This window comes from Streptomyces sp. NPDC020958 (genome assembly GCF_055562175.1).
In genome coordinates this window covers 1,231,454-1,255,202 of sequence record NZ_JBVHFU010000001.1, presented here as the reverse complement: position 1 = coordinate 1,255,202, position 23,749 = coordinate 1,231,454, and the positions used below count along the sequence as shown (strand labels likewise).

Genomic DNA, 23,749 nt, shown 5'->3' with positions numbered 1-23,749 from the left:
GTTTTCACCTGACCTGTGAGGAGTGGCCGGCGGCGGAGTAGAGCGCCGGGTCGTAGGGGCTGGGTCCGCCGCAGGTGACGAACCGGCGGGCGGTGGGGCCGGTGTGCGGGTTGCGGGCCCCGTGCAGGACGCCGGGCGCCGCGTACAGGACGTCACCCGCGCCGACGTCGATCCAGCGGTCGCGCAGGTACATCTGGCCGACGCCCTCGAAGGCGATGAACGCCTCGTCGCTGTCGGGGTGGAGGTGGACGTTGAAGGTCTCGCCCGGCTGCTGGATGCCGCAGTGCAGGCACAGCCGGCTGCTGCCGGTGCCGGGCCAGAAGACGAAGTTCATGGTGGCCCGGCGTTCGGCCGCCTCGATCTGCCCGGTCCCGCCGAAGCCGCGCAGCTGGGTGGTGTCGTCCCAGAGCGAGGAGTGCAGGACCGGGTCGCTGCCCGTGGGGGCGCCCGCGAGGGGAGTGCGCCACACGTAGGCGGTCATCCCCTGGTCGTCGGCGCTGAGGGTGAGGGGGTGGCCGGTCGGGGCGTAGGCGGCCGCGCCGCGGCCGACGGGGCGGGTGTGCTCGCCGACCGCGGCGGTGCCGGCTCCGGAGAAGACGACGACGGTGTTCTCCTCGGCCGCGCTGTGCTCGGGGACGTACGACTCCCCCGGGGCGATCCGGACGACGTGCAGGGTGACGTGGGTGGCGCCGGCCGCCGGGCTGACGGGTGTCGCCACCGTGGTGCGGGTGCCGGGAACGGGGTGGAAGGTGAACTCGGCCGCGGTGATGATGCGGGCGTCGCCCAGCGCGGTGGCGGCGGGGGCTTGGGTGGTTGGGGGCATGCTGTGGCTGCTTCCTGTGTTCGAAGGCCTGGGGTGATGCGGCCTGTGGCTGGTGCTGTGGGGTGGTGCGGCCTGCGGGTGCGGTGGCGGAGCGGAGAGGCCGGGCGGTTGCCGTTCGGCCGGGGGCGTCGCGGGCCGGGCGCCGGGAGCGGGCCGCGCGGCCGTTCGCACGGGGCGAAGCGGTGCCGGCTTGCCGGGGGGCGCCGATGAGGGGCCGGGGCGGGGTGGCCGAGCGGGGAAGGAGTTCACGTCGGCGGGTGCGGGCCGCCGTGTCGTTCTTCCTTCGTCTGTGGAAGGTTCGCGCGCCGGGTTCCCGGTTGTCTCCCGTGTCGCTCCCGGCCCGGGACTGCTCAGGGGAACGACGGCGGGAGGAGGTCCCGGTCGTCCCCACGCGTGAACGCCGTACGGCGCACCCGGGGCAGGGGTGCGCCGTACGGCGTTCGTGGGGAGGCCGTGTGCGGCCGGTGGGAGGAGCCGTCAGCAGGCCTCGCGGGCGGCCGGGGCCGGGGGCCGGTCGGACGCGGACGGCGCCGTCCTGGCCACCGGTGTGGCGGCGGCGCGGCGGGACGGCAACGGCAGCCGGCCCTCCGCGAGGGCGAGTGCCGCGATGACCACCGCGCCGCCCACCGGCACGTTCCAGGTGACGCTCTCGCCGAGGGCGGCGGCGCCGACGATCACGGAGAACACCGGGACCAGGTAGTTGACGCCGGACGCCGTGGTGGGGCCGGCGTCCGCGATGAGCCGGTTCATCAGGGCGAAGGCGATGCCCGTGGAGGCGCCGCCGAGGACCAGGAGGGAGAGCAGCGGGCCCGCCGTCAGCTCGCCGGGCAGGTCCCAGCCGACGGTGAACGCGGTGATCAGACCGGTGATGACCATGGCGGAGGTGAGCTGCGCCGCGGTCACGGCGAGCGCAGGGAACTTGTGCGGGGCGATGAAGCGTCGGACGTAGACGAAGCTGATCGCGTAGCTGACCGCCGCGCCGACGCAGGCGAGTTGGCCGCCGACGGAGCCGAACCCGTGGGTGTGCCACGGTCCGACGACGACGATCAGCCCGACGAAGCCGATCACGAGACCGGTGACTTTACGGGCGGTCGGCTTCTCCGTGGGGATGGCGATGGCGGCGAGCCCCAGGGTGACCAGGGGCGTGGCGCCCTGGATGACGCCGGCGACGCTCGCGGTGGTGTGCTGCTCGCCGACGGCGAAGAGGGTGAACGGTACGACGTTGCCGAAGACCGAGGCGACGACGATGTGCCCCCAGACCTTGCGGCCGGGGAAGGAGCCCTTGGTCACGGCCAGGATCACCGAGACGACGAGGGCGCCCACCAGGAGCCGTCCGAAGGCGAGTTGGAGGGGGGCGAAGGCGTGCAGCGACACCTTGATGAAGGCGAAGCTGCACCCCCACAGAGCGGCGAGCAGGCCGAAGCGGGCCCAGTTGACGGGGTGCATCCGATGACTCCTGAAGGTTGCGGAAGGGATGGGGTGAGGTGGGGTGGGGACTCGGGTACGCGGCGGTGTCAGGGTTCGTCGACCTCGAACTGGTCGTACTTCTCCATCAGCGCCACCATCTCGGCGCGCGTGGGGATGTTTCCGTCGGCCAGGAGTTCGGCCAGGCCCGTGAAGTAGGCCTCGCGGTTCTCGGCGGGCGTGAAGATGATCAGCATTTCGGCCGGTGCGTCGCTGTCGTTGCGGAAGCCGTGCACCGCGTTCTCGGGCACGTGCAGGAAGTCACCGGCGTGCGCGGTGTGCCAGCCGGTGCCGTCGTGGAGGGTGACCTCTCCGGAGATGACGTAGAAGGACTCCGAGATACGGGTGTGGTAGTGCGGGGCCGCTCCGGCGGCGCCCGGCAGCATGTGGTGGTGGAAGAGGCCGAGGCGGCCGTCGGTGGTCTCGGCGAGCGCGAGGTACCGGGTGGTCGTCGTCTGTCCGATCCGGACCGTGACGGCGTCGCCGAACCGCTTCAGGGTCGACACCAGGAGGGTCATGAGCCGTCTTCCCACATGCTCAGGTAGCGCTCGCCGGTGTCGGGCAGGACGGTCACGACACACCGGTCGCGGTACTCGGGGCGGCCGGCCACCAGGCGTGCCGCGTGCACCGCGGCACCGGCCGACACACCTACGAACAGGCCTTGACCTGCGGCGAGTTCACGGGCGGTCTGCAGGGCGTCCGCGTCGCTGACGGCGATGGCCTCGTCGATCAGGGAGACGTCGGTGGTCGGGGCGACGAAACCGCCGTTGAGACCGGGGATGCGGTGGCGTCCGGCGCGTCCGGCGGAGAGCAGCGGGGATCCTTCCGGCTCGACGGCCACGATCGTCACGCCGGGGTCCTGCTCCCGCAGGTGACGCCCGATGCCGGTGAGGGTGCCGCCGGTGCCCACCGCGCAGACCAGGGTGTCGGCGCGGCGCCCGGTCGAGGCGAGGGCGGCGGTGATCTCGGGACCCGTCGTGGCGTAGTGGGCCTCGACGTTGTCCGCGTTCTCGTGCTGGCACGGGAACCAGGAGCCCGAGGTGGCCGCGTGGATCTCCTCGGCCCGCTCGATCGCGCCCGGGTAGCCCCGCTCGGCGGGGGTCTGGACCACCTGTGCGCCCAGCGCCGACAGCAGACGGATCCGCTCGCTGGTCGCGTTGTCGGGGAGCACGATGACGCAGCGGTAGCCGCGCGCGGCGGCCAGGGCGGCGAGCGAGATACCGGTGTTGCCGGAGGTGGCCTCGACGATCGTGCCCCCCGGCGCCAGGTCACCGCGTGCCTCGGCGGCCCTGAGCATGTACAGCGCCGCCCGGTCCTTGCTGCTGGACATCGGGTTGGCCGCCTCCAGCTTGGCCAGTACCTCGGCGCCCGGTGCCAGTCCCGCGAGTCTGAGCCGGATCAGCGGGGTGCCGCCCACCAGGTCGTCGATCCCGTCGGCGACCGCCGGGCGGACCAGGGCGGGCAGGGGTGTATGCGGCGTCATGGTGCGCATGATGTGATTCCTCGTCATGTCTGGGGGGTGGCGGGCCGGTTCCGGCGGAGAGGAGCCGGCGGGGAACGGGAGGGGAGACGGGACGGGGCGCGGGGCTACCAGGAACCGGCCGAGGCGATGCTCGCGACGACGTCCTCGGCCGGGCGGCCCGGCACACGCCCGGTGGCGGTGGCGGCCAGCATCCGCGTCCCCTCCGGCACGTCCTTGTTGACCAGCGCCTGGGCGCCGATCACCGCGCCGTCGCCGACGGTCACCGGACCGAGCACCGTGGCGTTGGTGCCGAGCACGACGTCGCGGCCCACCACCGGATGCCGGCGGGCACCCGGCGGCCTCTCGTTGTCGCTCCACCAGCCGACCGCGCCGAGCGTCACCTGGTGGTAGATCGTCACGTCGTCGCCGACGACGCAGGTCTCGCCGATCACCACCGCGGCCCCGTGATCGATGAAGACCCGGCGGCCGAGGACCGCTCCCGGGTGGATCTCCACGGCGGTCAGCCGTCGTGCCCAGCGGGCCAGCAGACGTGCCGTCATCCGGTGTCCGCGGGTGTGCAGCCGGTGTGCCACCCGGTGGGTCCACAGCGCGGTCAGCGCGGGGTGCAGTGCCGCTTCCAGGCGTCCGTGGACGGACGGGTCCCGCTCGACCACGACGCCCAGGTCCTCGCGCATCAGACGGAGCAGACCGGTGCGGGTGGTGTCGGGTGGGGTGGCGGACGGCACGGCGCGGGCAGCGTCCGAGCCGGCCCGCCGGAACGGAAGGACGGACGCGGGCTCCTTCGAGGTGGCGCTCACGGAGTCTCCAGTCTTCGCAGGGGGTGGTCGCGGGCGGGGCCGGGACCCGTGTCCCAGGGCAGGGAGGGGTAACCCGGTGGTCGCCGCGGGGTCCGGGGATCGTGGAGAGCATCGCCGCTGCCGTTCCCGTTCTCTTCCCGCCCGGGTCCCCGGTCGTCGGCGCGCGACCGCGGCGGCGTGGACGGTGCCGGGAGCGGCCGGGGAGCGAACCGGGAACGGTCGGAGGGACACTCCCCCCGAGCGCCCCTCCGCGCCGAGACGAGCGGGGGCACGGCCAGGACGGCCGATACGGCGCCCCACCCGTGCGAGAGAGCAATACCCATGCGCGAACCATCAGTTGTCCGGGGCACCCGGGACGCGGGCCGGCACGACGTCCAGCGGATACCGGCTGCCGACGAGGAAACGAGGACCCAGCCATGAGCGCGACGGCCGACCAAGAGAACGAGCCATGCCCCGTGGACGGCACTCCGCAGCGGCTGCTGCTGATCGGCCCGTCACCGGACCTCGTACGCGCCGCCGTCGGCGCGGGCTTCGTCGTCCGGATCATCTCCGACACCCCCGTGTCGCCGGACGACCGCATACCGCCCGGGGTGCCCGTGGACCTCGTGGACCTCGCCGACGGTGCCGCGCTGGCCGAGGCGATCGAGCTGTCGGTCCGGGTCCACGGCACACAACGTCTGCTGGCCTGCGCCGGCACGGCGGAGCTGCCCGCGGTGGCCGGGACCGCGGCCCGGCTGCGGGTGACGCCCAACCCGGCGGACGCGGCCCGCCTGCTGAGTGAGCCGGCCGCCATGCGGGCGCTGCTCAACGGCAGTCGGCACTCCTACGTCCCGGCCGCGCGGGCCCGCTCCGCCCAGGAACTGCCCGCCGCGGTCGAGCAGATCGGCGGGCCGGTCACCGTACGCTCGCTGCCGTCCGGTGCCGAGGAGTCCGGCTGCCCGTCGGCGGCGGGTGGGCGTGCCTACCTGGTGGAGCGATATCTGCAAGGCCCGGAGTACGGCGTGGTGACGCTCACCGTGGACGGGATGCACCGTGTCGTGGGCGTGGTGGCGCTGCACGGTGCCTGGCAGGCGGGCTGCCACCTGTTCCCGGCGCCCCTGCCGGAGCGGGACGAGGCCGAGGCGCGCGCGCTCGTGACCGAACTGCTCGATCTCGCCGGGTACGAGTTCGGGTACGCGTACACCGTGGTCGTGCTGACGGCCGACGGACCGCGGGTGGTCCGCTCGCGGGCCGCGTACCCGGAGGAGCCGGTGGCCTCCCTGATCGAGGCCGCCACGGGCTTCCGGGCCGACGAGGAGCTGGTGCAGGCGCTGGCCGGCAAACCGGTGGGCGTGCCGACGGCCGACCGGTACGCGGCGGTGGCGTCCTACCGTCTGCCGGCGGGGCGGCTGTTGTCGGTGTCGGGACTGGAAGCGGTGTCCGAGCTCGCGGGGGTGCACCGGGTGCACTTCCCGTACCGGTCGGGGGACGACATTCCCGGCGACGGGCACGGCGGGGAGGGTTACGTGATGCTGACCGCGGACTCCCCGCAGGAGGTCGCGGGGGTCGTCGCGGCGGTGGGGAAACTGTTGCGGGCGGAGGTGAGCCGGCGCCCCGACCAGGTCTGACCGCGTCCGTCCGCATGGACCGCCCGCACGGCCCGAGGGGGTTGTGCGGGCGGTTCCCGTCGGTGCCGACGGCGGCGGCCGGTACCCGCCCGGTCCGTTCCTGAGTCCTTCCCTTCCGGGGCCGACAACGCGGTAACGGATGCGGAATGTGCCGGGAGCGGAGGCCGCGACCTTTCTTTCTGTCAGCACCGCACACCGCGACCGACAGAAGGCGGGCATCATGACCAGCAAGGGATTCACGAACCCGGCGGGCTTCTTCGCCACCGCGGCGATCACCGTGGCTCTCGGCTTCGGTGTCGCCGTCGGCTCGCCGGTCACACACCCCACCTCGGACGAGGGCCCGAACCTCGTCCCGAGCGTCTCGCTCGTCCGAACCGTCGCCACGACGCACGCCCGCACCGGGAACCCGAACGCGGCGACGACCGGCACGGACGGCGACGAAGGGCCCAACGTCATCAAGGCGGGCACCGACGGCGACGAAGGGCCCAACGTCATCACGGCCGCCACCGACGGCGACGAAGGGCCCAACGTCATCAAGGCGGGCACCGACGGCGACGAAGGGCCGAATGTCGTCGCCGTCTGAGCGAGGGCGCGGAGCGTCCTGGGCCGGTGCCCGCCGTGACGAACGGCGGGCACCGGCGTGTCGTGTTCCCGGCGTTCAGTCCGCCCGGTGAATCCGGCCGGGGATTCCCATGGCACGGAACGCCGCGTGCGCGGCGTCCCTCCGCTCGGCTGCCTCCGCCGTGTGCCCGAGGGCCGCCAGCGCTTGGGCGAGGCCGTCCAGGGCGTAGGCCTCCTCCACCCGGTGGCCGAGCCGGGCGGCGGACTCGTGTGCCTGCCGGTGCAGTCCCAGCGCCCGCTGATGATCGCCGCAGCGGTGGAAGAAGCGCCCCGCGGTGTTCCACACGGTGGCCTCCCGCACCGGCGCGTCCTCGAGTCCCTTGGTGGCCAGAGCCTCCTCCACCCAGTGCAGCACCTGTTGCCGGTGCCCGAGCCGGCCCTCCGCCTCCGCGGAGAGGATGAGCAACAGCGCCCGTTCGGCAGGCGCCACGACAGCGGGCATACGCTCGCGGGCCGTGGCCAGCGTGCGGGCCGCGGCCTCGGCGTCCCCCATCGCCAGCTGGGCCTGCGCGAGGTCGCCGAGGCCGACCAGTTCCTTCTCGAGCGCCCCGATCTTGCGGGCCAGCTGGACGGAACGGGTGGCCGTACGCACCGCCTCCTGGAAGTCCCCGCGCTCCATGTGGACGGCGCTGATGTTGGACAGGGACTCCGCCTCGGCCCGCTCCGCGCCGAGTTCGCGCTTGAGGCCGATGGACTGCTCCAGCCGCGACAGCGCTTCGTCGAACCGGCCCGTGGTGGCCAGGAGCAGGCCCAGCACCCCGGTGTCCTTGGCCTGTCCCCGGCGGTCGCCGAGTTGGACCGCCAGCTCGTGGGCCTCGACGGCGGCCGCGATGCCGTCCTCGAACCGGCCGCGTTTCCAGCAGGCGACCGCCAGGTTGGACAGACTCAGCCGGAGCAGATCGGCTTCGCCGAGGCGACGGGCCGCGGCGACCGCCGTATGGCAGAGCGCGAGGAACTCGTCGAGCCGGCCGCGCAGATCGAGGTGGAAGACGACGTTGGCCGCGAGCAGCGCCACCTCACGGTCGAGGTCCCTGCGGAACGCCAGGGCGATCGCCGCGAGGAGGCTGTCCTGCTCGCGTTCGAACCAGTCGCGAGCGGCTTCCGGCGTGCGCAGGGGCGCCAGCTCGGGATGGAACGACGGAGCCGGCCGCGCCATCCGCACCCGGCCGGGAAAGAGCAGGTCGCAGGCGACGTCCGAGGCCGTCAGCGAGTACTCCATGAGCCGACGCACCGCCCCCGCCGCCTCCTCGCTGAACTCGCCGGTGCCTCCCGAACGCCGGGTGCGCGACAGCATGTGGGCGAAACTGCGCACCAGGTCGTGGAAGGCGTAGCGGCCGGGCTCGTGCTGCTGCACCAGGTGCATGTCGAGGAGGTACTCCAGGACGTCCTCGGCGTCCCGGACCCCGAGGTCGAGCAGTGCCGCAGCCGTGTACACGTCGAGCTCGGCGCCCGGGTACTGGCCCAGCAGGCGGAAGGACTTGCGGTACCCGGCGTCCAGTCCCTCGTACGACAGCCGCAGCGTGACCTCCACGCTGCGTTCGCCGGCGCTGAGTTCCGCCAGGCGGTGGGTGTCGTCGCGGAGCCGGTCCACGAGGTACCGCACGCTCCAGCGGGGGCGCTTGCGCAGCCGGGCCGCGGCGATGCGCAGCGCCAGGGGTAAGTGGCCGCTCAGATCCGCCAGTTCGGCGACCGCCTCGGGCTCGGCCTCGGCCCGTCGGTCGCCGATGATGCTCACGATCAGCGCCACGCTGTCCGGCGGCGCCATGGTGCCGAGCGAGATGGAGTGCGCGGCGTCCAGGTCCACGAGCAGGGCGCGGCTGGTGACCAGGACGATCGTGCTGGTGGGGGACGCCAGCAGCGGCCGCACCTGGGACTCGTCGACTACGTTGTCAAGCAGGAGGATCATCCTGTGCTTGATCATGGTGGCGCGCCACAGGGCGATGCGGCCGTGCGGATCGTCCGGTATCCGCTCGCCGGGCACGCCGAGCATGCGCAGCAGGGCCTCGGCCGCGGCCGCCGGAGTCAGCGGTTCCTCGTCGGGTGTGTAGCCACGCAGGTCGAGGTGGAGCTGGGCGTCGGGGTACCGCTCGGCGAGCCGGTGCGCCGCCCGGACCGCGAGTGAGGTCTTGCCGCTGCCGCCCATGCCGTCGATGGCGACGATGAGCGGCCCGGAGCCGTCGGCGTCCTCGACGAAGCCGAGGAGCTTGTGCAGTTCCTCCTCGCGGCCGGTGAAGTCGCGCAGGTCGTAGGGGAGGGTGGACCGGCCGCCGCTCACCGCGGGCGCCGCCGGGGCCTTGGGGGCGTGGCCGTTCAGCGAGGGGTCGTTGCGCAGGATCGCCTGGTGGAGTTCGCGCAGCGAGGTGCCCGGCTGGATGCCCAGTTCCTCGTCGAGGACGGCGCGGATCGTGCCGTACTCCTCCAGCGCCTCGGCCTGGCGCCCCGAGCGGTACAGGGCGAGCATCAGATGTCCGCGCAGGGGCTCGCGCAGTGGGTTGTCGCGGATCGCCTCGCGGATCTCGGCGATCAGCGCGGCACTCTCGCCCGCCTCCAGTCTCAGTTCGAAGAGCTGCTCCACCGCGGTCGTCCGCCGTTCCTCGAGGGAGGCGGAGGCCGCGTCCACGACAGCGCCGCCGCTGCCGGACAGCACCGGGCCACGCCACAGGGCGAGGGCCTTCCTCAGCAGTGCGGTGGCCTCCGTGGTCCGGCCGGCGGCGATGTGGTCGCGGGCCCGCTGCAGCGCGTCGGTGAACTGGAGCAGGTCGAGCTGTTCGAGGGTCACGGAGGCCCGGTAGCCAGGTCCGTCCGTCGCGATGAGGGTCCGTCCGTCGGGGATGCGCTGACGCAGCTCGGCAACGGCCTTGCGGACCTGGTGCGCGGCGGTCGCGGGAGCGTCCTGGTCCCAGACGGCCTCGATGAGCCGGTGGACGGGAAGCACCCGTTGCGGTTCGAGGAGCAGCGTCACCAGGACGCGCTCGTTGACGGGTCCTCCGACGTGGACGCGTTCGTCCCCGTCCCAACATTCCAGGGATCCGAGGATGCGAAAGCGGATGGGCCCTGTCTGGCGCATGGCGCGTGTCCTCTCCTCGGTCCTGAACGGCTGCCACGACACCGCGACCACAGGGACCGAGGGACCGGAGACGGCTTCCCGTTCCCTCACGTTCTGCAGTGAACGGCACAGGGCGGCCGACGTAGATGCCGACATTCTCACCCATGCGGTGGACCGCGTGGCGCGCGTGGGTGGTGGTTGCGGGCGCGCCAGGGGGCACGCTGTTAAATATCGGACAGGTTTTCGCGGGTGCCAGGCGCCCCCTGCGCAGGCCCGGGGGGTACGGCGGGCCGCGGGAGGCGAACGGCGGCGGCGGCCGGGGGTAACGGCGGGCGCCACGGCCGATGAAGGGGGCGCACGGGGGTGCGGACAGGGTGGGTGTGCCGCGCCCCGCACTTCCGCAAGGACGTTACGGTGTGTAGCCGTCGCTCTCTCCCGGAGCCTCCTCGGCCTTGGCCGGGTGCGCCGGCCGATCGCCGGTCGCGGGACACCTCTCTCCTGCGGGACACAGGCGCGCGACGGCCGTGTCCCAGGCGGCGCGTTCGAGGGGAATGTCCTCCGCGGGGCCGATCAGAACCGCCCGCGGCGTCCTGGGCGCATACGGTGGGTGGCCGACAGCGTGCTGCTGTCGGCCACCCACCGTATGCGCATGGTCATTTCAGTGCACACCGGCCTCCTGGTGCGGGAGGTCCACGAGCGCCGGTGACCGGTCCGCGGGCGCCCCGGCCGGTGTGTCGGCGAGTACGCCCCCGCTCCCCCAGTGATCTTGATCGACGTCCCTCACCAGGACGGTCACGGCGGCTGCCGGGCATCCAGCGATCCGGGCCACGGCGGCCGTCACCTCGTGCACGAGATCGGCTCGTTTCTGTCGGTCGTTGCCCTTCCACCAGTCCACGGTCACGACAGGCATGGTCTTCTCCTCACTTCGTGGGTCGGTTGTGGCCCTCAGGCCGGGAACTGGTCGAATCTGCGGGCCAGTTCCTCCAGCATCTGCGGGGTCGGCTCGGGCGAGGAGTCGAGCAGCTCGCCCAGCTCGCGGAAGTACTTCTCCCGGCCCCCGTCGGGGGTGAACATGACCAGCAGGGTGGCCGGGTCGCTGCCGGGGTTGCCGAAGGCGTGGGTGGTTCCGGGTGGCACCAGCATGAACGTGCCGGGAGTGGCCACCCGCCGCTCCGTGCCGAGCGTGAGCAGTACGTCACCCTCGGCCACGTAGAACATCTCCGTCAGTTCGCTGTGGAAGTGCAGCGGTGCCCCCGGGGCCCGGGGCGGGATCCGGTGCTCGGTGAGGCCGAAGCGGCCGGCCGTGTCGTCCCCGGTGACCAGGAACGAGACGGCGGTGCCGCCCACGACGGCGCGGGGGCCGTCGCCGGGACCGATCACCCGGGGCAGCGTCATCGCTCGCCCCCGGTAGCCGGCCCGCCGTCCTCGGCCCGGGCGTTCGGCCCGCCGTCCTCGGCGCGGGTGGTCAGCGTCGTCAGCGCGGTGGCGGCGGCGACCAGGGCGAGCACGGCGGTGAGCGCGTAGGCCCGGCCGAACGCCGCGTCGCCCGGTGCGTCACCGAGCATGAGGACCAGCACCGCCAGGCCCATGGCCCCGCCCGTGTACTGCGTCGTCGTCAGCACCGCGGACGCGGTGCCCTGCTCGCTGTCCGGCACGTCCTTCGTGCCCCCGATGTACATGCCCGCGAAGGCCATGCCCTGACCGAGGCCGCTGACCAGCAGGCCGGGCAGTACGGCGGTCCAGTAGCCCGAGCCGTTCGTGCCGATGCCGAGCAGGGCCAGCCCCGCCGCGCCGACCGCGAAGCCGGTGGCGAGGGTACGCCGGATGCCCCAGGGCTGCGCCAGCCTCCCGGTGACGAGGTTGCCCGCCACCACGCTCAGCGTCAGCGGCAGGAAGGCGATGCCCGCCTCGAGGGCACCGTAGCCCCACACGTCCTGGAGGAAGAGGGTGATCAGGAAGAACTCGGCGCCCACGCTCGCCATGTAGAGCGCCGACATCGCGCTCGCGCCCGCCAGTGAGCGCACCCGCAGCAGCGGCCGCGGGATGAGGGGGGTGGCGGCCGGGCGCCGGTCGTACGCCGTCCAGGCCGCGGCCAGCGCGACGGCCGCCGCCAGACACCCGAGGCAGGACCCGGAGGTCCAGCCGTCCACCGCGGCCTGGGTCAGCGCCGCCACGAGGCACAGGACGGATCCGGTGAACAGGGCCGCGCCGGGGACGTTGAGATCCCGGACCGAAGCCCTGGTGCGGGCGCCGGCCGGCAGCACCCGCAGGGCCAGGGCGACGGTGACCAGGATGAGCGGCACGTTCACGAAGAACACCCACCGCCAGGACAGCGCCGAGGTGAGCACTCCGCCGATCAGCACACCCGCCGCGAGCCCCACCGCGCCGATCGCCCCCCAGATCGCCAGCGCCCGGGAGCGCACGTTCCCGGCCGGGAACGCGGCCCCGATCAGAGCCAGCATGGACGGGGTCAGGGCGGCCGCGCCGATGCCCTGGGCGGCACGCGAGCCGATCAGCAGCCACTGGTCCCCGGCCAGACCGGCCGCGAGGGAGCCCAGGCCGAACAGCGCCAGCGCACCGAGGAAGAGCCTGCGCGGGCCGGTCAGGTCCGCGGCTCGGCCGCCGACGACGAGGAAACTGGCGAAGAAGACGGCATACGCCGACACGACCCACTGCAGCCGCTCCGGGGCCAGGTCCAGTCCCGTTCCGATGCTGGGCAGTGCCACGTAGATGATCGAGTAGTCGAGCGCCACCAGGAACTGGGCGATGGACAGGGCCAGCAGCGCGGCCGCCATGCGGCCGGTGAACCGGGTGGGGGCCGCAGGGGTGGCGGGGACGGTGGTCTCTTCGCTCCGGACGGTCATGAGCGGACTCCGGTCAGCCCGGTGCCGGTCGCGGTGCGGGTCCCGGCGGGTGCCGCCTTCTGCAGCAGCAGGTCGGTGACCGTCGCGAAGTCGGCCACCACGTGGTCGGCACCGGCGGACGTGAGCGCGTCGGCGGTGTCGACGCCGCAGGAGACCGCCACCGTCCGCAGACCGGCGGCCCGCGCCATCTCCACGTCGGTGACGGTGTCGCCCACGTACCAGGAGCGCGAGGGCCGGCCGCCCAGTTCGGACACGACCCGCAGCGCCATGTCGGGGTGCGGCTTGCCGCGTTCGACCATGTCGTGGCAGACGACGGTGTCGAACCTGTCGAGGATTCCGGTGGCGTCCAGCAGCGCGTGCGCGCTGGCGTGGACCTTGGAGGTGGCGACACCGAGCGGGTGCCCCGCCGCCCGCATCCGCGCCAGCCCCTCGGCCACGCCGGGCAGCAGGAGTTCCGGCCCCCGGCTGAGCACGTCCACGGCGAAGCGGCTGCGGTAGCGCGCCGCGGCCTCGGCGGTCACGGCGTCGTGCACACCGGTGCCCAGCAGCCTCGCGAGGGAGGCCTCCAGAGGTTTGCCCACGGTCGCCAGCACCTCCCGGCGGCCGGGACGCGCGCCGAAGTCGCGGACCACGTCACCGATCAGTTCCGCGATGGCGGCGGGCGTGTCGGCCAGGGTGCCGTCGATGTCGAAGACGAACACGGAGGTCATGCCGCGACTCCTTCCGCGGGCACGGCGGTGGCCGCGTAGGCGAAGGCCAGGTGTCCGGCGAGCCGGGCGGTGCTGATGAGGACCTCGCGGTTGGCGGCGGCGGAGCGCCCCTCCGTGGCGCGCGAGACGGCCTTCATCAGGTAGGGGGTGGCGGCGGGACCGCGTACCCCGTCCCGCTCTGCGGCACGCAGCGCCTCCTGGATCACCCCCTCCATCAGGTCCCCGTCCAGCGCGTGCTCCTCGCTGATGGGTGCGGTGACCAGCGCGCCTCCCGGCAGACCGGCCGCCCAGTGCATCCGCAGCGCCCGCGCGACGTCACCGGGGTCGTCGAGCCGCTGCGGCACGCGCAGGCCGCTGGAGCGGCAGTAGAAGGCGGGGAAGTCGTCGAAGCGGTAGCCGATCACCGGTACGCCGAGCGTCTCCAGGTACTCCAGGGTGAGTCCCAGGTCGAGGATGCTCTTGGCACCGGCACACACCACGGCCACCTTGCTCCGGGTGAACTGCACCAGGTCGGCGGAGACGTCGAAGCTCTCGCCCGCGCCCCGGTGGACGCCGCCGATCCCTGCCGTGGAGAAGAACGGAATGCCGGCGAGATCGGCGGCCACGAGGGACGACGCCACCGTGGTGGCTCCGAGCCCGCCGGCCGCCAGCACCACACCGACGTCCCGGCTGGACACCTTCGGCACACCGGTACCGGCGGCGAAGCGCTCCATGTCGTCGGGCGACATGCCCACGGTGAAGCGGCCGCCGTCCAGCCCCACGGTCGCCGGCACGGCGCCCGAGTCCCGCACCGCCTTCTCGATGGCGAGCGCCGTCTCCACGTTCTGCGGATAGGGCAGGCCGTGCGCGATCACCGTCGATTCCAGGGCGACGACGGGCCGGTTCTCGGCCAGCGCGTCACCGACTTCCTCACTGATACGCAACAGGGGGTGCATACGAGTCTCCCGAACGGTTGCTGGGTCGCTGGGTCGCTGGAACGAGTCCAGGAACGGCGAAGCGGCGGCATCGGACCCCGCCGCTGTCCGTCAGCCGCCACCTTCTCCGTCTCCGTTCCCGTTTGGTTCCCGGTCCGGAGCCAGGCCCGGCTCCCAGGGCTTTCGGACCGGGCCCCGTGCACCGCCGCGCAGGGGCCCGGGAGCGCGCCGCCTCCCGTATCCCTCGCGTCGGCGGGCGCTCGAACGGGCACATCGGCCCGAACCCTCGCCTTTCCTTCCCGAACCACCCCGGAAGTGGATGCGCCGTCGCGGGCACAGGTGTGCGCGGAGCACGCGCGGGTAGACACACCAACCGGAACAAATGCTTCCGGATCGCGGCGCGGCTCACCTCGCGAGGGTGATCGCGCAGGCCGGACGGAGCCAGGAGGAGAAGAGCATGAAGTTGACGCGACGGATCACCGGCGCAGCCGTCTGTGCTGCGCTCGCCGGAGGCGCTGTACTGGCCGGTGGCGGCTCGGCCGTGGCGGCCACTTCCCAGGCCTGCGCGCATCATCCGGTCACCGGCGCCACGGCGGGCGTCAGGGGCCATGGCTCCGCACGACAGCCCACGGATCCGTGGATCGCCGATCAGCTGGCGATGTTCTACCCTTCGGCGGCCCATCGACTGGCGGTGTTCGATCCGTGGGTCAAGGACCAGCCGGCCATGTCACAGTCCGGCCGATGAGCCGCAATGGACGTGCACCTGACAACTCCGGCCGAGGCCTTCCACGTCAACGTCCCTCGCCGCCCGGGAAAGGGGCGGCGAGGGACGGATCGAGTCCGGACGGGCCGGTCATGTCAGGCTGCGTGCCGTGGCCTCGGAACTACTGCACCGGCGGTCTCAGCACTGCGGCAGAACCTGCTGGTCGTGCTGCCAACCCCAAAGGTCGAGGTTGACGTCGCTCACGTAGACCCCCCGGTTCCCGGTGTCGTCGTCGGTCCTGAGCCACACGTTGTCCGTGTGGCCGTTGTTGGAGTAGGTGGCGCCGTACGTCCAGCAGTAGAAGTAGCTGGTGCCGCGGTAGAGGGTGCCCGCATGGGACGAGGTGTTCGCGTCCGGGCTCCAGTGGGTCCACTGGTCGATGACGGTCGTGAGGTTGTACGTGGCCGCCGAGGCCGGCGCATGGGGCACCTGCGGGGCGGCCAGAGCCTGCGGGGCGGTGACCATGAGCCCCGCCGTCGCCAGGGCGGCGAGCATGGCCGATGTGAGGAAACGAGGACGCATGTTGCTTCTCCTTCATGATGTGTGACGCAACGCAAGGCGCGTCGGCGGCGTCAGCAACGGGCTTCGGGCGGCAGACCCCCGTACTCGCCCCCGTCGAAGTAGAGGGCGCTGACGTAGCCCTCGGCGAAGACGATCCAGATGTTGCTGCTGACCCCGTGGTCGACCACGGTCTCGCCGACGACCCAGCACCAGGCCGGATAGGGCCTGCCCGCAGACAGTGTGGCGACGTGGACCCCGCGTGTGCCCGGGAGGCTGAGGACGTCGGCGTCCTTGTACGGAACGACGTCATAACGGGGCGCGACGGCCGCCGACAGCACCGCGGCCGATGGCCCGGCGCCTGTCGACACGGCGACACCGCCCGGTCCGACGACGTCCGCCTGCTCGGCGTGGCCGACACCCGAGGTGCCCTGGAGCAGACCGACGGCGGCAACAAGTCCGGCGAGGCCTCTGCCCACAGCACGTTTGATCATCCTTCACCTTTCCAGCGGAGACCGGCGCGTCGGGGCGCATGACCGTGACCGAACCGGCCGGAGGGGGCCGGCTTCCGACGAACTGAGTTGTCGACATGGTGAGTTCGCGGCACAGTCGGCCATGTGCACCGCTGTTGACGACCGTAGGAGCAAGCCGCAGCTCGCAGGCACCAATACGTGCACCGAGCCACCCCAGTTCGTGCACAGCGCACCACGCGAGCCGGTGCCCGTTCAAGCTGGACAGCCAAGGAGGCAGATCGTCATGACAGACTGCGCAGGATTCCGGTTACGAGGGACGGAGGCGTTCGAGACGGTCGCCTCAGCCTTGTTCGCACCCCTGCGCGTCGGCGACGCGGGCCCTCCGGGTTTCGAAGCGGTGGTCAACCACGTGGTCATGGGGCCCGTGACCGTTGCTCACATCAACGCCACTGCCGCCACGGTGACCCGGGACGATCGGAGCATCACCTCGAGCGACGTGGAGTGGATGCACTTCAACCTCCAGCACCGCGGTCCGCTCACCGCGGTCCAGGACGACCGGAGCGCGACCGTCAAGCCGGGCCAGCTGTTCGCCTGCGACAACACCAGGCCCTACCGGCTCGTCGGTGCGGGCCCGATTGACATGACCGTGTTGTGCGTACCGCGTGCACGTCTCGGCAGGCACGCGGACTCCGTCAGCAGACGCACCGCACACCCCGTCTGGGTGCAGGACGGGATCGGTGGGCTCCTCGGTCACGCACTGTCCACGGTCGACGGCGGCGGCGTCCAGGGCGGTGCGGCTCGTGCGCATCTCGCCGACGCTCTCGTCGCGCTCCTGCTCGCGGCGTTCACCGACACGAGTCCCGAGCGGACCTCTGTCACCAGTTGTCTCGTCGACCGCATCCGGGCCTACGTGCTGGCCCACCTGAGCGATCCCCATCTCAGCGCGGAGCGCGTCGCACGCCTGCACCGCATCTCGGTCCGTCACCTCCACTCCCTCTTCAAAGGCAGCGACCTGACGTTCGCCGCCTGGGTCCGGCACGAACGCCTCCAGCGGATCCGCCTCGACCTCGTGGCCCCGGCCTCCTCCGGCATCTCCACGGCCGCGATCGCGGCCAAGTGGGGAGTGCACGACGTGAAACACCTGGGCAGAGCCCTGAAACGCGAATTCGGCGCGACCGTGAGCGACTTACGCCGTCGGCACAACAGTTGACGCGCCGGGCACGCGCTTCGGGGTAAGCAGGGGGCAGTTCGGTTCACTGCTGTGACCTGGCCGGAAACCGGTTACGCCTCGTGTCGGCATCCCGTTCGGGTGCCGACGCGTTCGTCGTGCTGTCTCGTCGTGGGACGGGTGCAGGTGGGGTGAGGGACGGAGGGGGATCGATGGATCAGGACATGGTCGTACGGGCGAGCGCAGCGCATCCCTACCGGGACAAGGTGCTGGCGAGGGCACGTGCCGCCAGGCGGGAACTCACGGGGCAGGCCACGGCAGCCGGGCGAGGGACGCAGTCGCAGGAAGGCGGCGATCACTGACGTCCGCTCCAGGCCGCGGCACTCACCGCTGCGTCCGACGCCACGGCGCCGGACGCTCCGGTGGTGAACAACTCAGCTACCTGGAAGGCCAGTTCGAGCGCCTGGTCGCCGTTGAGGCGCGGGTCGCACGCCGACTCGTACCTGCGGTGCAGATCCTCGAAACCCAGTTTGGCGCCACCGCCGACGCACTCGGTGACGTCCTCGCCGGTCAGCTCCACGTGCAGTCCGCCCGGGTGGGTGCCCAGTGCCCGGTGCACCTCGAAGAAGCCGGCCACCTCGGCGAGGATGTCGTCGAACCGTCTGGTCTTGTGTCCGCTGGGCGCCTCGAAGGTGTTGCCGTGCATCGGATCGCACACCCACACCACCGGCGCACCGGAAGCGGTGACCTTCTCCACGAGCTCCGGCAGCAGGTCCCGCACCCGGTGCGCTCCCATGCGCACGATGAACGTCAGCCGGCCCGGCCGCCGATCGGGGTCGAGGCGGTCGATCAGGGCCAGTGCCTGCGCGGGCGTGCCCGCAGGGCCCAGCTTCACCGCGATCGGGTTGTCGATGGTCGCGAAGTAGGCGACATGGGCGCCGTCGAGCTGTCTGGTGCGTTCGCCGATCCACAGCATGTGGCCGCTCCCCGCGTACCGTCGGCCGGTTCGCGGGTGACGGCGGGTCAGCGCCGCCTCGTAGTCGAGCAGCAGTCCTTCGTGGCTGGCGAACACCTCCGTGCCGCCCGGTGGTTCGCCGGCCTGCGCGTCCTTGCGGGACAGTGCCTGGCCGATGCGGCCGGCCAGCGCTCCGTGGCGTTCACCGGCGGGCGAGCGGGAGACGAAGTCCTGGTTCTCCTGGTGGAGCCGGTGCAGGTCGGGGCCGTCGCGGGTGAGGTCGCGCAGGACGTCCAGGGTGTGGCGTGAGGCGTCGTACATCCGCAGGAGCCGGCCCGGGTCCGGCCGCCGTTCGGCCTGGCTGAAGCCGGTGCCGTTCACCGCGTCGCCGCGGTAGACGGGGAGCGTGCGGCCGTCGACTGTCTCGGTGGGACGGGACCGGGGCTTCGCGTACTGTCCGGCGATCCGGCCCACCGTGACCACCGGCCCCGCCGACGCGTGCGACAGGATCACCGCCACCTGCTGGAGGAGGCGCAGTTTGCCGTGGATCGCCTGCGTCGAGAGGCGGTCGAAGCGTTCGGCGCAGTCGCCCCCCTGGAACAGGAACGCTCTGCCCTGCGCCGCCTGGGCGAGTCGTGCGGTGAGCACGTCGCATTCCTCCGGCGTGACCAAGGGGGCCTGGGCGGCCAGGTGGTCCACCACGTCACCGAGTTCGGCCGGGCTGGGCCACTCCGGCCGCTGGTGGGCGACGAGTGTCCGCCAGTGCGCGGCGGCTTCGCCGGTGCGGGTCACCATGGTCTCCGTCCGCTTCTCATGGCTGGGCGGTGCGGGGCGGTCAGCGCCGGACCGTCTCGACGAGGTCGTGGCTGATGCCCAGGTCGTCGAGCAGCAGCTGCAAGGGGCCGGTGTCCCGCGCGGGTACGGGACGGGACGCGGCCCACTCGCGCAGCTGACCGGTGTCGATCTCCAGGCCGCCCTGGGCCGCCACGGTCACCCAGGGTTCCAGGTCCGCGGAGCGGAACGCGGTCAGTCCGTCGACGAGTGCTTCGCGGAACATCCGCTGCTGTGCGCCGTCCAGGTTCCGGTAGAGCGAGCCGCACAACTCGCGGAACACGACGGCGTGTCCGCCCTCGTCCCGGCGGTGCAGATCGGTAGTGATCCGGTTCATCGGCTGGATCTCCTGGGCGGTGGCGAGCGCGGAGAGGAACCCGCTGATGGTGGTCTCCGCGGCCAGGGAGAACGCGATGTCGACGATGTCGCGGTCGAACCCGGACAGCCCGGCGCGGACCGCGTCCCGCCCCTGGACGACCGACCAGACGTCCGGCGCGAACCTCAGGTCCGCCAGGTCGCGCCGCCTGCGGGTGACGCCGACGGCGTTGTGGCACATCAGGATGTGGTAATGCTCGTCGATGATCGTCTGGTGCAGGGCGTCGACGGCGACGTCGTCACGGCGGACGGGGATCCGTTCCTGGAGCATGAGCCGACAGGCCGGCAGGATGATCTCGTCCTCGATGGCCGCGGTCTTGGCGTTGTAGGAGATCCACGCCGCGGACAGGATGCGTTCGCGGGCCTCCCGGTCGAGCCGGTCGGCACCCGGCAGGAACAGCACCGGGACGAGGTGTTCGGGGAAGTCCGGCAGCGTCGTGTCGAAGTGGCCGTCGAGGTCGAGCTCGTCCTTCTTGACGGCCACCCGCTTCCCCCAGCGGCGCGTCAGCTGCACCAGCAGGTCGCGCTCGTAGGCGGGCTCTTCACGTGCCGCGGTCATCGGGAAACCTCCCTCATGGGTTCACCACGGGAATCAGGGCGGCGTCCGCCGGGACGGCGAGCGCAGCCAGGCGCGACTGCCAGTGTTCGGCCGTCGCGACGTCCGTGTCCTGGAACCGGCCCAGGCCCTCGGTGACGGGCCTGATGCCGTGCAGGGCGTTCAGCGTCCAGACGGGTACGCCGGCGAGATCCGCGGCAGTGGCCTGCTCGGTGACGACCGGGTGGCCTGCCGTGCCGGCGAGTTCACCGAGCAGGGCGCGGGTGATCCCGGGAAGCAGGCCGGGACCGGGTGGTGGCCCGCACAGCGTGTCGTCCCGCCACCAGACGACGCTCGTGGTCGCCCCTTCGAGCACGTGGCCTTCGGGCGAGACCAGCAGTGCCTCGTCGGCTCCCGCCGCGACCGCGGCGGCGCGCAGGGCGGCCAGGTGGTCGAGGTCGGCGCCCTTGACGGCCGGCAGCCGTCGTCGGTCGGGTCCCGGCGCGGTCCACAGCCGGACGGTCGCGGTGCGCGGTGGCGCCGGACGCAGCCACATCCGCAGCCGTGTTCCCGGTCCGGTCCCCACGAGTTCGACGCGCGGAAACCATCGGCCTCGGGCGGGCAGTGCCGCGGCGACCGCGCGCAGGAACCGGTCCGTGGTGTCCGCTGCCGGTCCGGGGAACCGGAGGCAGGCCGAACCGAAGCGTCCGGCGTGTCGGTCGAGTCCCCGTACCCGTCCCTCGTCCACGAGCCAGGAGTCGGCGACCAGGACCGTCCCGGCGGCGTCGGCCGGCGCCCATCCGCCGTCGGCGTCCCACCACCGGCGGACGCCCTGGCCCGGCGCCGTCCCCGTCGCTGTGCCCGCCATGGTGTTCATCGCCGGGGGCCGCTCAGGTACGACACGGTCGGCGCGCGCCAGGCGCGGAGCGAGGCCGCCGCCTTGAGCAGCATCTCCTGGTACTCGTCGTCCGGGTCGGAGTCGAGCACGATCGCTCCGCCGGCTCCGATGGTCAACCGGTCACCGACACGGACCGCGGTGCGGATCACGATGTTCAGGTCGGTGCCGCCGGAGAGACCGAAGTAGCCGAGGGCACCGGAGTAGACACCCCGGGCCTCCGTCTCCAGGCCGTCGATGATCTCCATGGTGCGCAGCTTCGGCGCTCCGGTCATCGAGCCGCCCGGGAAGCACCGCCGGGCGCAGTCGATCGCGCTCACCCCGTCGGCGAGCCGTCCGCGGACCGTGGAGACCAGCTGGTGCACGGTCTGGTAGCTCTCGACGGCCAGGTACGGGTCGACCTCGATGCTGCCCACCTCGCACACCCGGCCCAGGTCGTTGCGGAGCAGGTCGACGATCATCAGGTTCTCGGCCTGCGTCTTGGCGCTGGAGGCGAGGGTGGCGGCCAGTTCGGCGTCGCGCACGGGGTCGGCGTCGCGAGGGGCCGTGCCCTTGATCGGCTTGCTGGTGACCGTGCGGTCTCTCTCGATCCGCAGGAACCGTTCAGGTGAGGAGCTGAAGACCGTGACGTCGCCGAGGCGCAGGAGCGCGGCGTACGGTGCGGGGTTCGCCCGGCGCAGCCGCAGGTAGAAGGAGGTGTCGTCGTCATGGAACGGCAGGTGCATCTTGTTGGTCAGGCAGATCTCGTAGCTCTCGCCCCGGTTCAGCTGCCGCCGGCACTCCGCGATGTCGGCAAGGTACTGGCCGCGGTCGCGGCGGAGGTGCTCCTCGGCCTGCGCGGGAGGGCCCCCGGCGGGGTCGTCCGGCGGCTCGGCGTCGGCCGGGTTCAGGGCCGTCAGGAGCGCGGCCGTCCGGTCCACCCACTCCTGCGCGTCGTTCCGGGTCCGCTCGTCGTGGACGGCCACCAGGTAGGTCAGGCCCTCCTGGTGGTCGAACGCGACGACGCGGTCGGCGAACATCCAGACGGCGTCCGGGGTCTCGGCGGTGTGGCGGGCCGTGGCCCCGCACTCGGCCTTGAGTTCGTAGCCGAAGTAACCGACGTAGCCGCCGGTCAGGTCGAACGGCAGGTCCGGGTCGGGGACGCGCCGCGCGCGCAGCCGCTGTTCGAGGACGTCGAACACGCTGCCGCTGACGAGGCGGACGCCGTGTGCATCGCGTACTTCCACGGCGCCGCTGCCGGTGCGGTAGGTCAGGACCTCGCTGAGCGGACCCGAGGTGTCGCCGAGGAACGAGAACCGCGACAGGCCCTTCTCCACCCGGCTGCTGTCCAGCCAGAAGCAGTAGGGGACGTCGTCGAAGAGTTCGAGGAACACGGCCTCGGAATCGGCGGGGGTCGACACCACCGTGCTGACGGTCCCCAGTCCCCCGGCCGCGCCGGGCGTGTCGTCGGACAGTGCGGGGCCGGTGGCAAGGTCGGTGACGGTGACGGACGGTCGTTGTTCGTGCCGCGTCCGGCGGGTCAGGTCGGCGAAGTTCCGCAGGATCTCACGCCCGTGCTGGGAGGCGATCGACTCGGGGTGGAACTGCACGCCCCACTGCGGCAGATCGCGGTGACGCAACGCCATGAGCACACCGTCGTCCGCCCACGCGGTGGCGACGAGTTCCTCGGGGAGCGGTTCCCGCACGCACAGCGAGTGGTAGCGGACCGCGACGAACTCCCGCGGAACCCCGGCGAACAGCGGGTCTCCCTCGTGGGTGACCTTGGCGAGGTGCCCGTGTCTCGGTTCGGGCGCGGCGACCACCGCCGCCCCGGCGAGGTGCGCGATCAGCTGATGCCCGAAGCAGACGCCCAGCACGGGCAGGGTGGTGCGGCGCAGCAGGTCGCCGACGAGGCCGGCGTCGCGGGGGTTCTGCGGTCGTCCAGGGCCGGGTGAGACCACGATGTTGTCGAAGTCCTCCAGCCGCAGGCTGGACAACAGCGGGTCGTCGTTGACCATGACGACCGGCTCCTGGCCGTTGATGCCGGCGATCAGCTGGTACAGGTTGAAGGTGTACGAGTCGTAGTTGTCCAGCAGCAGGGTACGCATCAGGGACCGTCCAGGATCTTCGAGAGCGCTTGGACGTCGCCCGGTTCCAGGGTGATTCCGAAGATCTCCACGGGCGCGGCGAGCAGTTCGTCCCCGTCCAGTTCCCTGGTGGTCGCCGGCTCCGCGGGACGTATTTCCGTGAGGGTGTTGCCGGCGAGGAGGTGCCGCACGTCGGGGCGGGTGCGCTGGAGGACCATCCGGTGGTTGAACGGCGAGCGCGGGTGCGTGAGGCAGAAGTGGTTGAGGAGTTCGAAGTCCGACGGATAGCGTGCGTCGGTGGTGAAACCGTAGAGCTCCGCCGGCCCTTCGGGCCGCAGGAACCGCAGCACGTGTTCACCGTTCGGTTCCCGCACCAGGTCGAAGGGCCAGTCACCCTCCAGTCGCGCGTTCTCGGCGAGGCGGATGGGGGCGTGCGGCCCGTACGCACCGAAACTCACGTCGAAGAGCCAGCGTTCGTCGTCGAGTTCCACGCACAGGGCGACGTGGAGCGCGGGACCGAATCTGTTCCCGGTGCGGATCCGTGTTCTTCCCGCGAGCGCCGAGAACGTGAAGCCGATCCGGTCCAGCACTGCCGCCATCAGGACGACCTGTTCCAGGCACCAGCCGCCGCGGCCCTGCCGCACGATCTTGTCCTGGACGCTGTCCAGGTCCAGCGGCACCGCGGTGCGCCCGAGCAGCGCGTCGAGGTTGTCGAAGGCTATCGCGTCGACGTGGGCGGCGTGCAGGCCCCGCAGCGTGGCGAGGTCCGCGGCCACGTCGCCCCGGTAGCCGACACGGGTCAGGTAGGCGTCCAGGTCGACGCCGCTCCCCTGCCACAGCGAATCTGACACACGCAGCTCC

Annotated in this window: 22 protein-coding genes; 4 read left to right on the top strand and 18 right to left on the bottom strand. The window is 72.2% G+C overall.

The features are described from left to right. Positions 1-4: 4 nt before the first annotated feature. The 5 genes from ACZ3KP_RS05670 to epsC all read right to left on the bottom strand — a co-directional run bounded on the left by ACZ3KP_RS05670 (position 5) and on the right by epsC (position 4,456). A complete protein-coding gene (locus ACZ3KP_RS05670) occupies positions 5-823 on the bottom strand; it encodes a cupin domain-containing protein (protein WP_360566020.1) in 819 nt (272 codons plus the stop codon). 477 nt (positions 824-1,300) lie between these two features. Continuing rightward, on the bottom strand, positions 1,301-2,269 hold the full coding sequence (locus ACZ3KP_RS05665; RefSeq protein WP_467496639.1) for a DMT family transporter: 969 nt from the start codon (positions 2,267-2,269) through the stop codon (positions 1,301-1,303). Between the two features lie 68 nt (positions 2,270-2,337). After that, a complete protein-coding gene (locus ACZ3KP_RS05660) occupies positions 2,338-2,805 on the bottom strand; it encodes a cupin domain-containing protein (protein WP_358985550.1) in 468 nt (155 codons plus the stop codon). Beyond that, entirely contained in the window at positions 2,802-3,779 is a 978-nt protein-coding gene (locus ACZ3KP_RS05655) for a PLP-dependent cysteine synthase family protein (protein WP_467496636.1), read from the bottom strand. The genes ACZ3KP_RS05660 and ACZ3KP_RS05655 overlap by 4 nt, the downstream gene beginning before the upstream one ends. Positions 3,780-3,874: 95 nt before the next feature. After that, entirely contained in the window at positions 3,875-4,456 is a 582-nt protein-coding gene (epsC, locus tag ACZ3KP_RS05650; protein WP_467496788.1) for a serine O-acetyltransferase EpsC, read from the bottom strand. Between the two features lie 527 nt (positions 4,457-4,983). On the opposite strand from epsC, the gene ACZ3KP_RS05645 reads away from it, so the two are divergent. Together ACZ3KP_RS05645 and ACZ3KP_RS05640 are read left to right on the top strand one after the other, a co-directional pair. Further along, positions 4,984-6,174 carry a hypothetical protein gene (locus ACZ3KP_RS05645; protein WP_467496634.1) on the top strand — a complete coding sequence of 397 codons (1,191 nt, stop codon included), beginning with the start codon at positions 4,984-4,986 and terminating at the stop codon, positions 6,172-6,174. Between the two features lie 220 nt (positions 6,175-6,394). Next, complete coding sequence (locus tag ACZ3KP_RS05640) at positions 6,395-6,757, top strand: hypothetical protein (protein WP_467496632.1); 363 nt, start codon at positions 6,395-6,397, stop codon at positions 6,755-6,757. A gap of 75 nt (positions 6,758-6,832) precedes the next feature. On the opposite strand, the gene ACZ3KP_RS05635 is transcribed toward ACZ3KP_RS05640, so the two are convergent. The 6 genes from ACZ3KP_RS05635 to ACZ3KP_RS05610 all read right to left on the bottom strand — a co-directional run bounded on the left by ACZ3KP_RS05635 (position 6,833) and on the right by ACZ3KP_RS05610 (position 14,350). Then, positions 6,833-9,862: an AfsR/SARP family transcriptional regulator gene (locus ACZ3KP_RS05635; protein ID WP_467496630.1), complete on the bottom strand. Its 3,030-nt coding sequence runs from the start codon at positions 9,860-9,862 to the stop codon at positions 6,833-6,835. A 637-nt stretch (positions 9,863-10,499) separates the two neighbouring features. Further along, complete coding sequence (locus ACZ3KP_RS05630) at positions 10,500-10,751, bottom strand: tautomerase family protein (protein WP_467496628.1); 252 nt, start codon at positions 10,749-10,751, stop codon at positions 10,500-10,502. Positions 10,752-10,786: 35 nt separating this feature from the next. Further along, positions 10,787-11,236, bottom strand: coding sequence for a cupin domain-containing protein (locus ACZ3KP_RS05625; RefSeq protein WP_467496626.1), 450 nt, complete (start codon positions 11,234-11,236; stop codon positions 10,787-10,789). Next, positions 11,233-12,705 (bottom strand): MFS transporter, encoded by a 1,473-nt coding sequence (locus ACZ3KP_RS05620; protein ID WP_467496624.1) that lies wholly within the window; start codon positions 12,703-12,705, stop codon positions 11,233-11,235. The genes ACZ3KP_RS05625 and ACZ3KP_RS05620 overlap by 4 nt, the downstream gene beginning before the upstream one ends. After that, entirely contained in the window at positions 12,702-13,415 is a 714-nt protein-coding gene (locus tag ACZ3KP_RS05615; RefSeq protein ID WP_467496622.1) for an HAD family hydrolase, read from the bottom strand. Before ACZ3KP_RS05615 ends, ACZ3KP_RS05620 begins: the two co-directional genes overlap by 4 nt. Beyond that, positions 13,412-14,350 carry a pseudouridine-5'-phosphate glycosidase gene (locus ACZ3KP_RS05610; RefSeq protein ID WP_467496620.1) on the bottom strand — a complete coding sequence of 313 codons (939 nt, stop codon included), beginning with the start codon at positions 14,348-14,350 and terminating at the stop codon, positions 13,412-13,414. Before ACZ3KP_RS05610 ends, ACZ3KP_RS05615 begins: the two co-directional genes overlap by 4 nt. A 397-nt stretch (positions 14,351-14,747) precedes the next feature. Here ACZ3KP_RS05610 and ACZ3KP_RS05605 point away from each other — a divergent pair, with 397 nt between their 5' ends. After that, positions 14,748-15,074 (top strand): hypothetical protein, encoded by a 327-nt coding sequence (locus ACZ3KP_RS05605; RefSeq protein ID WP_467496619.1) that lies wholly within the window; start codon positions 14,748-14,750, stop codon positions 15,072-15,074. Between the two features lie 156 nt (positions 15,075-15,230). Here ACZ3KP_RS05605 and ACZ3KP_RS05600 read toward each other — a convergent pair whose 3' ends face one another. Together ACZ3KP_RS05600 and ACZ3KP_RS05595 are read right to left on the bottom strand one after the other, a co-directional pair. Next, positions 15,231-15,614 carry a hypothetical protein gene (locus tag ACZ3KP_RS05600; protein ID WP_467496617.1) on the bottom strand — a complete coding sequence of 128 codons (384 nt, stop codon included), beginning with the start codon at positions 15,612-15,614 and terminating at the stop codon, positions 15,231-15,233. Between the two features lie 50 nt (positions 15,615-15,664). After that, positions 15,665-16,084 carry an SH3 domain-containing protein gene (locus ACZ3KP_RS05595; RefSeq protein WP_467496615.1) on the bottom strand — a complete coding sequence of 140 codons (420 nt, stop codon included), beginning with the start codon at positions 16,082-16,084 and terminating at the stop codon, positions 15,665-15,667. A gap of 262 nt (positions 16,085-16,346) precedes the next feature. Here ACZ3KP_RS05595 and ACZ3KP_RS05590 point away from each other — a divergent pair, with 262 nt between their 5' ends. Next, the gene (locus tag ACZ3KP_RS05590; RefSeq protein ID WP_467496614.1) at positions 16,347-17,273 is read left to right on the top strand and encodes an AraC-like ligand-binding domain-containing protein; all 927 of its coding nucleotides are present in this window, start codon (positions 16,347-16,349) and stop codon (positions 17,271-17,273) included. A 313-nt stretch (positions 17,274-17,586) separates the two neighbouring features. Here the strand turns inward: ACZ3KP_RS05590 and ACZ3KP_RS05585 are convergent, their stop codons facing one another. The 5 genes from ACZ3KP_RS05585 to ACZ3KP_RS05565 are packed head-to-tail and all read right to left on the bottom strand — an operon-like array spanning position 17,587 to position 23,739. Beyond that, entirely contained in the window at positions 17,587-18,981 is a 1,395-nt protein-coding gene (locus ACZ3KP_RS05585) for a 3-deoxy-7-phosphoheptulonate synthase class II (protein ID WP_467496613.1), read from the bottom strand. A gap of 40 nt (positions 18,982-19,021) precedes the next feature. Further along, on the bottom strand, positions 19,022-19,951 hold the full coding sequence (locus tag ACZ3KP_RS05580) for an AurF N-oxygenase family protein (protein ID WP_467496611.1): 930 nt from the start codon (positions 19,949-19,951) through the stop codon (positions 19,022-19,024). Positions 19,952-19,964: 13 nt separating this feature from the next. After that, complete coding sequence (locus ACZ3KP_RS05575; RefSeq protein WP_467496609.1) at positions 19,965-20,795, bottom strand: aminotransferase class IV; 831 nt, start codon at positions 20,793-20,795, stop codon at positions 19,965-19,967. Between the two features lie 5 nt (positions 20,796-20,800). After that, positions 20,801-22,909 carry an aminodeoxychorismate synthase component I gene (gene pabB, locus ACZ3KP_RS05570; RefSeq protein ID WP_467496607.1) on the bottom strand — a complete coding sequence of 703 codons (2,109 nt, stop codon included), beginning with the start codon at positions 22,907-22,909 and terminating at the stop codon, positions 20,801-20,803. Beyond that, entirely contained in the window at positions 22,909-23,739 is an 831-nt protein-coding gene (locus ACZ3KP_RS05565) for an arylamine N-acetyltransferase family protein (protein ID WP_467496605.1), read from the bottom strand. The genes pabB and ACZ3KP_RS05565 overlap by 1 nt, the downstream gene beginning before the upstream one ends. Between the last annotated feature and the right edge of the window lie 10 nt (positions 23,740-23,749).